This window comes from Microbispora sp. NBRC 16548 (genome assembly GCF_030268985.1).
Classification (GTDB): domain Bacteria; phylum Actinomycetota; class Actinomycetes; order Streptosporangiales; family Streptosporangiaceae; genus Microbispora; species Microbispora catharanthi.
Genome location: NZ_BSSF01000003.1, coordinates 63,239 through 75,504, shown reverse-complemented (window position 1 = coordinate 75,504; position 12,266 = coordinate 63,239). Strand labels below are relative to the sequence as shown.

Sequence of the window (12,266 nt, the reverse complement as noted above, 5' to 3'; positions counted from 1 at the left end):
CCAGGAGCCCGGCAGCGCGGCCGCCCTCCGGCATCCGGTCGCCGAGGAGCAGGCGCGCCGGCCGGCGCGACCGGCATCAACCGGCGTGGCGGCGCCCGCTGACACCGGTCGAGGGCGTGGGACGGCCGACCGGCCGCCTCGGCGTACGCAGGAGGCCGCGCGTGTGGACAGTGGCGGTCACGCGGTCACCTTCTGGAGGAACTCGCTCACGTTGACCGCGGTCCTGCTGATCTTCTCTTCGAGCGTGAGCGACTCGGGCATCCGCCCGCCGGGCCCGACGTCCTTCTTGCCCCGCAGGTAGAGGGAGCAGGCCAGGTCGGTGCAGATGTAGGCGCCAACGGAGTTGCCGCTGCCGCCGGTGCGGCGGGCGGTCATCAGCGACACCCCGTCGCCGGTGTGCGTGGTCAGGCAGAGCGAGCACATGCTGCGCCGTACATGTCCGGCATTGGAGGTGGCCCGTCGTAGCGCCACCCCCACCAGACGGTCACCCTGCTCGGCGACCAGGTATGCGCGACCCGGCGAGGAGGGATCCTGCCAGCCCAGGAAGTCCAGGTCGTCCCAGGGCCGCACATCCAGGTCCCTCGGTACGGCAAGGCGTTTGGCCTCGCCCTTGGTGCAGTTGACGAACGAGGCGCGGATCTCGCGCTCGGCAATTGGCCTCATAGGCCCGAACCTACCGATGACCGGTTTTAGCGGCAATCGATTATGCATCCTCCTAGGAGTCCTAGGCAGGCCGGCATGTGTTCACCGGCGCCGTCGCCCACCGGTCCGAGCAGGACCGCAACGTCCTCGGCCGCCCGCCGGCCCGCTTCGCCGACGAGTGCCTCACCACGGGCTTCACCGGAGCGACGGGGGTGACGACGCCGACCGTCACCTGAGCTCCCCATGCGCAGGGGGTGACGGGCTGAGCACTCTGCGTTACTATTCGATTACTAAGAGTAGAAGTTCGGCCCGCCCAAGGAGCGTCATGAAAAGGTTCGTCCTCGTCCCCGCCCTGACGGCCGCGACAATCGCGATCAGCGCCGGCGCCGCCTACGCCTCCCAGTACGTCGCCTATGAGGGACCCGGCTTCAGCGGCAGGTCGGTGGTCATCGACCGCTGCGGCGTGTCCAACATCCCCTTCCACGGGTCGTACCGGTGGTACGGCGACGGCCAGAGCGGCCGGATGTACAACCAGCCCGACGCGCAGGGCGTGGCCCACTTCACGCTCGCCGCCGACAGGAACGCGGAGCAGAGGACTCCGGTCGGCTGGAAGAGCATATTCATCGTCTGCTGACCCCGGCTCCGCCACGCCCCGTCCCCGGGACCCTCCGGGGGCGGGGCGCTCCGCGTTGCAGGAGGACCACCGCCTCCCGGCCGCGCCCCGGCTGGGCCATACCGGCGATCGCTCCCACCGCCGCGCGGCTCGACGCCCGAGCCGGAGAAACGCCGATGCGGGCTGCCGGCGCCGGCTGAAAGACTGCGTGGATGATCGCATGGGAACCGAAGAATGATCTGCACCGCTATTTGCAAGCCGCCCGCGACGCTCTGCTGTGGAAGCTCGACGGGCTCTCCGAGTATGAGATCCGCCGCCCGCTGACCCCCACCGGCACCAACCTCCTGGGGCTCGTCAAACACCTCGCGGGGGTGGAGGCGGGCTACTTCGGCGAGACCTTCGGGCGGCCGTTCGGCGAACCGCTGCCGTGGATGGAGGACGACGCCGAGGACAACGCGGACATGTGGGCCACGGCGGACGAGTCGCGCGACAACATCGTCGGGCTGTACCGCCGGGTATGGCAGCACGCGGACAGCACGATCGCCGCGCTGGCGCTCGACGCGACCGGCCGCGTGCGGTGGTGGCCGGACGAGCGGAGCGAGGTGACGCTGCACCAGATCCTGGTGCACGTGATCGCCGAAACCAACCGGCACGCCGGCCACGCCGACATCGTCAGGGAGCTCATCGACGGGGAGGCCGGGATGCGGGACGGCAACCTCAACCTGCCCTCCGGCGATCAGGAGTGGTGGGAGAGCTACCGGAACCGGCTGGAGCAGACGGCGCGGCAAGCCGGCCAGTACTGATCGCGTTTCGCGCCACTCGGATCGTCGCGGCGGCCTGGAGTGCCTTGTCGGCGCCCGGTGACGTGCCGGGCGGCCCGCCCGAGCGGGACGAGGGGCGCCGGGTCGCGCCGCCGGCCTGGCCGTACCAGAGGAACGCCACGCTGGGTCCGGCCTCCGGAACCGGCCGGAAGTACGATCGCGGGCGGCGCGAACCATGCTTCCGGCCGATAACGACAGGGGGCCGCCGCCCGCAGGATGAGGCCCCATGCATCCTGAGAACGCCACCTCCCCCGCCGTGCGCCTCCGGCCCGGCGAGCCCGGCCACGCCACCACCTCGGCGGGCCGCCCGCGCATCGCCGCGCTCGACGTCGTGCGCGGGTTCGCCTTGTGCGGGATCCTGCTCGCCAACGTCCAGCCGATCGCCGCGACCGGCGCGTTCGTCGCGCCGTCCACCCCCGGGGGAAGTGAGGCCGCCTGGCTGGGCCTGCTCGTCGAGCAGCGTTTCTTCCCGATCTTCTCCCTGCTCTTCGGCGTCGGGTTCTCGCTGCTGCTGGACTCCGCGGCCGCCCGCACCGCCCGCCCGCGCGTGGTCCTGCTGCGCCGGCTCCTGGCGCTGCTCGCGCTCGGCGTGGCGCACTTCGTGCTGCTGTGGCACGGCGACATCCTGAGCACCTACGCCGTCATCGGCCTGCTGGTGCTGCTTCCCTCGACCTGGCTGCCCCGCCTGGCCGTCGCCGCCCTCGCTCCCGCGTTCGTCGCGGTGTCGCTGCTCGTCGGGGGCGACCGGTTCGCTTTGATCGCCGGGCTGTTCCTGCTGGGCTCGGCACTGGTCCGGTACGGCGTGATCGACCGGCTGGAGCGGTCGGCGCGTGTGCCGGCCACGCTCGGGCTGGTCCTGGCCGCCGCCGCGGCGCCCGTGCTGTGGCTCCAGACCCGGTTCGACTCGGCCGACCGCGGCTTCAGCGTCTCCCTGGCCGGTGCAGGACTGCTGATCGCCGGGGTGTACGTCTGCGCCCTGCTGCTTGTGCTCAGGACCCCGCTGCGGCCGGTGCTGCGGGCCGTGTTCGCGCCGCTCGGACGGATGGCGCTGACCAACTACCTGTCCGCGACGGTCCTCGTGCTGGCGGCGGGCCGCGCCCTCGACGGCCCGCCGGACACCTGGCCGGCCCCGGCCGTGCCCCTGATCGCCGGCGTCATCCTCGCCGTCCAGTGGGTGTGGTCCACCCTCTGGCTGCGCCGCTACCGGCAGGGCCCGCTGGAGTGGCTGTGGCGCTGGGCCACCTGGGTCCGCCGCCCGCCCCTCCGCCGCGAGTAGACGACGTCACGGTCGCGAGCCGAGAGCCTGCGGAAACGCCCGGTCACCCTCCCCTTCCCCGGCCAGCGCGCCCACCGCGGCGTACGCCTCGGCGAGTGACCTGTCGCCCAGCTCCCTGAAGCGGGCCAGCGCCGGGACGTCCCCGGCGCGGGTCATCTCGGCCTGCACGACGTGCAGGTTCTCCTCGGCCACCCCGAGTTCGCGGAAGTACGTCCGCAGGTAGGGCGTCTGGAAGTCGAAGCCCTCCCGCGGAGTGCCGGGACCGTAGGCGCCGCCCCTGGCGGTGACCACGACCACCCTCGTGTCGCGCAGGCGCCTGCTTTCCGTGGCGGGATCGACGTACGCCCCCGGGAACGTCACCCGGTCGATCCACGCCTTGAGCGCGGCGGGCACCGTGAAGTTGTACATCGGGACGCCGACCAGCACGGTGTCCGCCGCCAGCAGTTCCCTGATCAGCGGCAGCGTCAGCGCCCATTCGCGTTCCTCGGCCGGGTCGGTGGCCATCGCGGCCACCCGCGCGAGCGGGACGACCCCGTGCCGCTCCACCCGGCGGCCGAGCGTCGTGTAGGCGTGGGACACCAGCGGCACGGGGTCGGCCGCCAGATCCCGGTAGCGGTACCCGATCGTGCCGTGCCGCCGGCACCAGACGTCGGCGAACGACGCCGTCAGCCGCCGGGTGACCGAATCGCCCGCGAGGCTCGCGCTGGAATCGACATGCAGCAATGACGTCACCTGTCACCTCTCCTGTCTCGTGTACGTCATGGTGGTGACGAGGCACGCGGGGGAAAGGTGACCGATGGGCGAGCACGACGGGCTGGCGGAACTGTTCGAGACGCACCGTCCTCATCTGCGTGCGGTCGCCCACCGCATGCTCGGCACCGGGGGCGAGGCCGACGACGCCGTCCAGGAGACCTGGCTGCGGCTGAGCCGCTCCGACGTCGGCGGGGTCGCGAACCTGGGCGGATGGCTGACCACGGTCGTCTCCCGCGTGTCCCTCGACATGCTGCGCGCCCGGGCCGCCCGCCGGGAGGAGGCAACGCCGCGGCCGTACGACCAGGCGCGGGACGACCAGGCAGTGGACGGCACGGTGTGGGACGGCGCAGTGTGGAACGGCGCGGGCGACCCCGAGCAGGAGGCCGTGCTGGCCGACTCCGTGGGCCGGGCGCTGCTCGTCGTGCTGGACACGCTGACTCCCGCCGAACGGGTCGCGTTCGTGCTCCACGACGTCTTCGCCGTGCCGTTCGACCAGATCGGCCCCATCGTGGGGCGGTCGCCGGCCACCGCCAAGAAGCTCGCCAGCCGGGCACGTCACCGGCTGCGGGGCAGGCCAGAGACCGCCGGTGCGGAGGCCGTGCGGCACAGGCGCGTCGTGGACGCCTTTCTCACCGCCTCACGCGAGGGCGACATGGACGGGCTGATGGCGGTGCTGGCGCCCGGAGTGGTGCGCCGGGCCGATCCGGCCGCGTTGCCGCCGGGTGTGCCGGTGGTGGTGCGCGGTGCGGGGGCGGTCGCGCGGGAGACCGTCGTCCTCGGCCGGCGGGCCCGGTTCGCCGAACCGGCGCTCGTCAACGGGGCCGTGGGCGTCGTGGTGGCGCCGCGCGGCCGGCTGCTGCTCGCCCTCGCCCTGGCGGTCGAGGGCGAGCGGATCGCCGAGATCGACGTGGTGGCCGACCCGGCGCGCCTGCGCGCGCTGGACCTCGCTCTTCTGGACCTCGCTCTTCTGGACCTCGCTCTTGTGGGCCAGGCCGTGTGAGGGGTGCACCTACGGCCTGGTGTAGGGTGCCGGTCACGGCGGCGACGACACGAGGAGGTGAGCCCCATTACCGCTGAACACGTCGGGTGCTCCCTTCTCCCCATGCGTACGGTCGCGTAGAGACAGACGACCGCGGGAGCGCCCTCGGCACTCCGAAAGGCTCTCCCTTGTCACTGTCCTTCTCCCCCGCTCCTCCCTCGATCGTGGCCCGGCTGCGGGCCGCCGGATGCGTGTTCGCCGAGGACGAGGCCCGTCTGCTGGTCTCCGCCGCGCGTACGCCCGCCGAGCTCGACGACATGGTGGACCGGCGCGCCCGCGGCCTGCCCCTGGAACACGTCGTCGGGTGGGCCGAGTTCTGCGGCCTTCGGCTGGCCGTCGATCCGGGGGTCTTCGTGCCCCGGCCGCGCACCGGGTTCCTGGTCCGCCAGGCCGCCGCACTCGCCCGGCCGGGCGCCGTCGTCGTCGACTTGTGCTGCGGCTCGGGTGCGATGGGCGCGGCGCTGGCCGCCGCCGCGGGGCCGGTGGAGTTGCACGCCGTGGACGTCGACCCCGCCGCCGTACGCTGTGCCCGCCGCAACCTCGCCCCGGTGGGCGGCAGGGTGTACGAGGGCGACCTGTACGCGGCCCTGCCGGCCGCGCTGCGGGGCCGGGTGGACGTCCTCGTCGCCAGCCCGCCGTACGTGCCCACCGGCGCGATCGGGCTGTTGCCGCCGGAGGCGCGCGAGCACGAGCCGCAGGTCGCGCTCGACGGCGGTGCCGACGGGCTCGACGTCGTACGGCGGGTCGTCGCCGGGGCGGACCTCTGGCTCGCGCCGGGCGGCCATCTGCTCGTGGAGACGAGCGAGAGCCAGGCGGAGGAGACCGCCGAGGCTGTCGCCCGCGCGGGGCTCACCGCCCGCCTGACACACGACGAGGAACTGGACGCGACCGCCGTGATCGGCACCCGGCCGAGCCCCGCTCACTGAGCGGCCACGAAGACGCAAAACCGGCTGATCGGCTCCGGGTGCGCTTGTCCAGGCCCTCGGGGAGTAAAGGAGCATACCCGTGACAGACACGACGTCCTTCCTGCTGGAACGCCTGCATGCGGCCGGCCTGACCGACGTCGTCGCGGTCGAGCCGGCCACTGGGGGCCTCGCCGCGACCGCGGGGCTCGCGCGCCGCGGTGACGGCACGTCGGTGTTCGTCAAGGCGTTCGGCGAGCCGCCGTCGGACGACGCCTTCGCCGCGGAGGCCGAAGGGCTCACCGCGCTGCGCGAGGCGGGCGGCGTCGCCACGCCCGAGATCATCCTCGCGGACCGCGACCTGCTCGTGCTGTCCGTGCTGCAGCCCCGGCCGGGCACCGAGGCCTTCTGGGAGCGGTTCGCGCATGTGCTCGCCCACCTGCACACCACCACGCGGTACCCCCGATTCGGGTGGCACCGGGACAACTGGCTGGGCCGTCGTCGGCAGGTCAACACCTGGGATGACGACGGGTTCGAGTTCTTCGCCCAGCACCGTCTGCTGCGCTGGCTCGGCGAGCGTCGCGTCCAGGAGGCGCTCGACACCGCGGACCGGGCGGCGCTGGAGCGGCTGTGCGATCGGCTGCCCGAACTGCTGCCGGTCAGGCCCGCGTGCCTGACGCACGGCGACCTGTGGGCGCTGAACGTCATGGCCACCCCCGGCGGGCGGCCCGCGCTGATCGACCCGGCCGTGTCGTACACGTGGGCCGAGGTCGACCTGGCCCACGTGTGGACGACTGCGCCGCCGCCCGAGGCGCACGTGTTCTTCGAGCTGTACGCGGAGCTGACCGGGCTCGACCGCGACTGGCGCGAACGCATGCCGATCCTCCAGCTACGCCAGCACCTGGCCGTGATCGCCCAGTTCGACCCCGACTGGGGCGCCGCCGACCTCGTGCGCGCCACACTCGCCCCGTTCCGGCGGCGGCCGTGAGCTCTTCTCCCCTGTGCAGGCCGGCCTCTTCGGCCGATATCAGGCCGAGCCCCGCTCGCTGAGCGGCCGGGGAGGCGGAACACCCGGATGCCCGCGCCGCCGCGGCCCACTCTCGACTGCCTGGCCGCGCACTGGTGGTCCTTGGATGCCGGGAGCGTCCCGCGCGCTACCGGCACCTCTCGCCCGGGGTGCAGAACCGCACCTCGGGGTAGCGCGGAGACGGCTCGTCCAGAAGGGGTTGCGGCTGGTGACGCAGGTGCCGGTCGAGGAAGGCGCGGACGTACGTGCGGGTGATCTCCGTGGAGCGGGCCGCGGACAGGTCGCCCGGGACCGCGATGCCGAGAGCGCCCGCCAGGAGCGGCACATCGGTGAAGGACTGGTGGTCGGCTCCGGGCAGGACGAGCCAGCGCTTCCAGCCGGTCAGAAGCTTCCAGTCGCGGTCCCAGGAGTTGTCGCGGCCCGCGGGCTGGTGTCCGGCCGAACCCATGAACAGGAACGGCCGCGACAGCCCGCTCTTCGCGATCCGGGCGTAGGTGGTGCCGTCCATGTCGATCCCGGCGCGCACCCGGGAGTCCTTCAGCATGGCCGCCACGGCGCCGGCACCGCCGATCGACTGGCCGGCCATCGCGATCTCGGACGGGTCGATCAGGGAGGATCCCTCCCACTTCGCGTCCGGTCCGGTCAGCTGGTCGAGCACGAAGGAGACGTCGGCCGCGCGGACCCCGGCCACCTTCGCGCCGAAGCCGGGGTCGGTGTCGCTGTCGCACGCGACGCATTCGGCGACCCGCCCGTCCGGGAACGTCGTCGCGTAGTTCTCGTAGGTGTGGTCGACCCCGGCCACCACATACCCCCTGCTGGCCAGTTCCTCGGCCAAGGCCGTGAGCGTGCTCCGGGGCAAGGTGAACCCCGGCGACAGCACCACCAGGGGCAGGCCGCCTTCGCGCCCGGCCGGTTTCGCGTCCTTGAGGGCATTGGTGCGGGTGCGGCTCAGCACGTCGTACGGCACGCCGGTCACCTTCTTGCCCTTCAGCGTGAGCTCGGACTCCTTGGCGGTCATGTAGGAGGCCCGCCGTCCCTCCCCCGCCTGGGCCGGATACCACAGGGTGGTCATGAGCTCCCTGGCCCTCACTTCGGGCACCCACGGGTCGGGGCGGGAGGTGTCCTTCAGATACAGGGTGGTCGCGCCGACCGGATGGGGGCCGGTGGGCGCGGGCAGGGTCGCGGCGCCGGTGGGTGCGGACGACGGGGCGGTCGCGGCGGCGACGGACCTGGGCGGGGCCGGTGCGGCGCAGGCGGCCGCGGCGAGGACGACCAGCCCGGCGACCGCCAGGTCTTTGACGGCATGACTCATGAAGCGGTTCGTCCTTTCACGCGGTACGTGCTCACGTGCGCGCCGGTCACTTGTGCAGCAGGTTCAGGGCCTCGTCGAGGGCGGGGTCACGCCCTGCGGCGGCGTCCTGCGGGGTCAGCGGCACGTAGTGGTCGGGTGCCACGCCGACCCGGTCGATCACCTCACGGCTGGGCGCCAGGTGATGCGTCGACGGGAACGTCAGGGTGGAGTTGTCGCCGAGGAGGTACGGCTGCGCCGGACCCGAGACGGCGCCCGCGGTTCGCGTTCCGACCAGCCGGCCGAGACGCAGGTCCTTGACGGCGGAGCTGAAGTGCTCGCAGGCCGAGGCGCAACCGCGGTCGGTGAGCACCACCAGTGGCAGGCCGAGCAGCGCGACGCTGTCGTCGGTCCGCATGGGGTCGCACGCGCCGTCCGCCGCGCACTGGTAGGCCGTGACCTTGCCGTGGGCGAACCCGCTCAGCAGCCGGATCGCCTCGCCGGGGCTGCCGCCGCCGTTGCCACGCAGGTCGAGCACGAGGCCGGTGAGCGTGCGGCCCGAGCCCAGCCTGGAGATCGCCCGGAAGACCCGGTCCGCGACGTCGGGCGCGAAACCGCTCAGCCGTACGTAGGCGATGCCGTCTCGCAGCAGCTTCGTCGTCACCACTTGCAGGGTGGCCGGATCGGGCTGGTACAGCCCCGGCTTCAGCGTCACGGTCCGGCGCCGGCCGGTTTTCTGCCGCAGGATTTGGAGCCGGACCGCTCTGGCCTCCGGGTATTGCGGGTAGAGCGCGGCGACGGCGGCCGGGGTGACCTCTCCGTCGACGAAGGGCGCCGATCCGTTGATCGACTCGATGACGTCGCCGGGGCGCAGCCCCGCGTCCTTCGCCGGTCCGCCCAGGACGCCGGTGATGAACAGCGGAGGCAGAGCGGTTCCGGGGTCGGCTCTCACCTGGGGGCCGACGTTGGCGCGCAGGCCCAGGCCGTACTGGTCGCCGTCGTAGTAGTCCGGCGGCCGCTTGACGCCGTGCGTCCAGCGGGCGTGGTCGTCACCCAGGCCGGCCACGATGGCCTGCAGGGTGGCGGCGGCGAGCTTCCCCTGGAGGCCGGCGTCGTCCGGCAGCCGGCTGGCGACGCGCCGGTACGCCGCCTCGAACGCGGCCCAGTCGGCGTGACGGTCACCGGTCAACGCCGGCATCGTCGCCTCGGGCAGGTCGCGCCCGCCGCGGTTGAGCTCCCGGGTGAAGGCGGCGAATCCCGCGATCAGCAGTGCGCGGGCGTCCAGCGTGGCCCTGCCGTAGTAGTTGGCGAGGATGCAGAAGTACGCCTGCCCGACGACGTCGATCGTGGTGGGCGTCTCCGGTGGGGGATTCCCCTGGGGCTCGGCGCAGACGGACGATCCGCCGGCGGTCGTCGCGGCGGGCTCGGTGCGCGGCGGCGTCGTGGTGCAGGCGACCGCCAGGAAGAGCACGAGCCCGGCCGTCATGAACTTGGCGGTCATGACAGGCGCCTGCGGATCCACCGGAAACAGAGACCGGCGAGGCCGGCGGTGACGAGGACGTAGATCCCGGTCTCGATCCACTGGAGCGGCCAGAAGCGCTCGAACGGCTGGTAGATCGCCTCCTGCCGGTAGCCCAGCCGGTTGATCTCGGCGATGCAGGCGTCGAAGCCCTGTGCCGGATCCTGGGCCTGCTGGGACGGCGCGCACGGTCCTGACGTCACGGACACGCGAACGGTGACGGGGGCGCCGTCGCCGCCGACCACGTGTCCGGACGGATCGGTGAGGCGGCTGGACAGCACCCAGGCGCCGGTGTGCCCTGGTATTGCCTTATCCAGGATCACTTGCGGAAACGCCTCGTCGCTGGACTTGTTGAACGAGTCCACGTTCTCCGGGCCGAGCTCGAAGGATGAGCTGACCGGAGGGAGGAGGTGGGGCCGGACCGTCAACGGCATGACGATCTGAACCGCCGCGAAGACGGCTAGGGTGAGAGCCATGGCGGGCAGGGTGCGCCTGACGATCAGCCCCGCGGTCACGCCGAGCACGAACGCGAACGCCGCATAGGCCATGGGGACGATGGCGCGCGCGCCGAACACCAGGGGATCCATGAGCGTGAAGCCCGGCGCGGCGGACTTGTCCAGGGGGGCGGACCACCAGGTCACCGCGAGACTGCACAGCCCGGCGGCCGCCGCGGCGGCCAGGCCGGTGACCGTGAGCTTGACGGCCAGCCAGCGGGCGCGGGTGATGCTCTGGTTCCACACCAGCAGATGCGTGCCGGCCTCCAGCTCGCGGGTGATCAGCGGCGCGCCCCAGAAGAGACCGATCAGGGCCGGAAGAACCAGCACGACGACGGTGGCGGCCTGGAAGGGGGCCTCGTAGTCGTCGAAGAACCGGTCGAAGAAGTGCGCGCAGCCGCCGTCCCGGGTGCAGGCGGTGATGCCGGCGGAGTAGTCGGAGGCCAGTTCCGGCCCGGTCAGTGCCAGGGCGGCGGCGAGCACGACGAGCGCGGCGGCCGTCGTCGCGGCCGCGACGCGGAACTGGCGCCAGGTCAGCCAGATCATCGCCGCACCTCCAGGACCGGTCGCCCCTGGGCGGGAGTCGGCCCTTCCATGTAGGCCAGGACGAGGTCTTCCAGGGTGAGCCGGCTGACGGTCCAGGCGGGGTCGTGGATCGGGTCCTCGGTGCGGATGACGAACGTGCTCTGCCGATCGGTGTGGCTGGCGGAGACGACGTGCTGACCGGCCGGGAGCCGGTCGGGGTCGCGGCGCGGGCCGGTGAGCCGGTGGTGGGTGGCCAGCAGGTCGTCCACCTGCCCCGCGAGCTGCACGCGCGAGCCGACCAGCACGATCAGGTAGTCGCAGGTCCGTTCCAGGTCGGAGACCAGGTGGGAGGAGAGCACCACGCTGAGCTCGTGCTCGGCGACGGCCTCCATCAGGCCCTGCAGGAACTCGCGGCGGGCCAGCGGGTCGAGCGCGGCGACCGGCTCGTCCAGGATCAGCAGCTCGGGCCGTTTGGCCAGGCCCAGGGTGAGGGCGAGCTGGGCGCGCTGCCCGCCCGACAGCTTCCCCGCCCGGTGCCGGGCATCGAGGCCGAGCCGTTCGATGCGTTCTCGCGCGAGCGCGGCGTCCCAGCCGGGGTTGAGCCGGGCGCCCAGCCGCAGATGGTCGGCGACGCTCAGGCCCGCGTAGACGGGGGTGTCCTGGGCGACGAATCCGATCCTGGCCAGCTGCGCCGGGTCTCCCGTGGGACGGCCGCCGAGCACGGCGACGGTTCCCGAGGTCGGCGTCAGCTGGCCGGCGGCCAGCTTGAGCAGGGTGGTCTTGCCGGCGCCGTTGGGGCCCACCAGCCCGACGACGTGGCCGGCCGGGATGTCGACGGTGCACTCGCGCAGCGCCCATCGCTTGCCGTACTTCTTGCCCAGGTCGCGGGCCTGCAGGACGGCGCTCACGCGATGTCCTCCTGAGCGGCGGTCCGGAAGGTGGTCATGAACAGCGCCTCGATGCTTTCGTCGTCGAGGCCGGCCAGGCGGGCCTTGGTCAGCCATCGGCGCAGGTCCTGCCGCAGCCGGCCGTGCGCGGCCAGCGAGGCGTCGGTCAGCGTCCTGGTCACGAACGTCCCGACCCCCGGCCTGGCCGCCACCAGGCCCTCGTGCTCGAGTTCCCGGTAGGCCTTGAGCACCGTGTTCGGGTTGATCGCCAGCCGCGCCACCACGTCCTTGACGGTCGGAAGCTGATCGCCTTCACGCAGCAGGCCCAGCCGCAGCGCGTGCCGCACCTGCTGGACGAGCTGCAGGTACGGCGAGACGCCGGACCGGCCGTCCAGGTAGAGCTCGATCATCACAACCTCTATTCATCTAGGTTCCTAGCACTTTAGGTATATAGATGTTAAGCGGTCGTAAGGATCAATG

At 72.6% G+C, this 12,266-nt stretch carries 14 protein-coding genes; 7 read left to right on the top strand and 7 right to left on the bottom strand.

What is annotated here, in order from left to right; translation table 11 throughout:
• Positions 1-177: 177 nt before the first annotated feature.
• On the bottom strand, positions 178-663 hold the full coding sequence (locus QSK36_RS08175) for an FBP domain-containing protein (RefSeq protein ID WP_285781905.1): 486 nt from the start codon (positions 661-663) through the stop codon (positions 178-180).
• Positions 664-740: 77 nt separating this feature from the next.
• On the opposite strand from QSK36_RS08175, the gene QSK36_RS08170 reads away from it, so the two are divergent.
• The 4 genes from QSK36_RS08170 (at position 741) to QSK36_RS08155 (ending at position 3,352) form a co-directional block, all read left to right on the top strand.
• On the top strand, positions 741-878 hold the full coding sequence (locus QSK36_RS08170; protein ID WP_183532438.1) for a hypothetical protein: 138 nt from the start codon (positions 741-743) through the stop codon (positions 876-878).
• An 89-nt stretch (positions 879-967) separates the two neighbouring features.
• On the top strand, positions 968-1,276 hold the full coding sequence (locus QSK36_RS08165; protein ID WP_076441895.1) for a MiAMP1 family antimicrobial peptide: 309 nt from the start codon (positions 968-970) through the stop codon (positions 1,274-1,276).
• Positions 1,277-1,467: 191 nt separating this feature from the next.
• Entirely contained in the window at positions 1,468-2,058 is a 591-nt protein-coding gene (locus QSK36_RS08160; RefSeq protein WP_285781904.1) for a DinB family protein, read from the top strand.
• 244 nt (positions 2,059-2,302) lie between these two features.
• Positions 2,303-3,352, top strand: coding sequence for a DUF418 domain-containing protein (locus QSK36_RS08155; RefSeq protein ID WP_183532442.1), 1,050 nt, complete (start codon positions 2,303-2,305; stop codon positions 3,350-3,352).
• A 6-nt stretch (positions 3,353-3,358) separates the two neighbouring features.
• On the opposite strand, the gene QSK36_RS08150 is transcribed toward QSK36_RS08155, so the two are convergent.
• Entirely contained in the window at positions 3,359-4,084 is a 726-nt protein-coding gene (locus QSK36_RS08150) for an FMN-dependent NADH-azoreductase (protein ID WP_285781903.1), read from the bottom strand.
• 64 nt (positions 4,085-4,148) lie between these two features.
• Between QSK36_RS08150 and QSK36_RS08145 the strand changes: the two genes are divergently transcribed.
• The 3 genes from QSK36_RS08145 to QSK36_RS08135 all read left to right on the top strand — a co-directional run bounded on the left by QSK36_RS08145 (position 4,149) and on the right by QSK36_RS08135 (position 7,034).
• The gene (locus tag QSK36_RS08145) at positions 4,149-5,105 is read left to right on the top strand and encodes a sigma-70 family RNA polymerase sigma factor (protein WP_285781902.1); all 957 of its coding nucleotides are present in this window, start codon (positions 4,149-4,151) and stop codon (positions 5,103-5,105) included.
• Between the two features lie 167 nt (positions 5,106-5,272).
• The gene (locus QSK36_RS08140) at positions 5,273-6,070 is read left to right on the top strand and encodes a putative protein N(5)-glutamine methyltransferase (RefSeq protein WP_285781901.1); all 798 of its coding nucleotides are present in this window, start codon (positions 5,273-5,275) and stop codon (positions 6,068-6,070) included.
• 79 nt (positions 6,071-6,149) lie between these two features.
• Complete coding sequence (locus QSK36_RS08135; RefSeq protein WP_285781900.1) at positions 6,150-7,034, top strand: fructosamine kinase family protein; 885 nt, start codon at positions 6,150-6,152, stop codon at positions 7,032-7,034.
• 166 nt (positions 7,035-7,200) lie between these two features.
• Here QSK36_RS08135 and QSK36_RS08130 read toward each other — a convergent pair whose 3' ends face one another.
• Genes QSK36_RS08130 through QSK36_RS08110 form a run of 5 tightly spaced genes read right to left on the bottom strand, consistent with a single transcriptional unit; the run spans position 7,201 to position 12,196 of the window.
• A complete protein-coding gene (locus QSK36_RS08130; RefSeq protein WP_285781899.1) occupies positions 7,201-8,385 on the bottom strand; it encodes an alpha/beta hydrolase family protein in 1,185 nt (394 codons plus the stop codon).
• A 46-nt stretch (positions 8,386-8,431) separates the two neighbouring features.
• Positions 8,432-9,862 (bottom strand): S41 family peptidase, encoded by a 1,431-nt coding sequence (locus QSK36_RS08125; protein ID WP_285781898.1) that lies wholly within the window; start codon positions 9,860-9,862, stop codon positions 8,432-8,434.
• The gene (locus QSK36_RS08120; RefSeq protein WP_285781897.1) at positions 9,859-10,920 is read right to left on the bottom strand and encodes an ABC-2 membrane transporter-related protein; all 1,062 of its coding nucleotides are present in this window, start codon (positions 10,918-10,920) and stop codon (positions 9,859-9,861) included. The genes QSK36_RS08125 and QSK36_RS08120 overlap by 4 nt, the downstream gene beginning before the upstream one ends.
• Positions 10,917-11,807 carry an ABC transporter ATP-binding protein gene (locus QSK36_RS08115; protein ID WP_285781896.1) on the bottom strand — a complete coding sequence of 297 codons (891 nt, stop codon included), beginning with the start codon at positions 11,805-11,807 and terminating at the stop codon, positions 10,917-10,919. Before QSK36_RS08115 ends, QSK36_RS08120 begins: the two co-directional genes overlap by 4 nt.
• Complete coding sequence (locus QSK36_RS08110; RefSeq protein ID WP_183532459.1) at positions 11,804-12,196, bottom strand: GntR family transcriptional regulator; 393 nt, start codon at positions 12,194-12,196, stop codon at positions 11,804-11,806. The genes QSK36_RS08115 and QSK36_RS08110 overlap by 4 nt, the downstream gene beginning before the upstream one ends.
• Positions 12,197-12,266 lie beyond the last annotated feature (70 nt).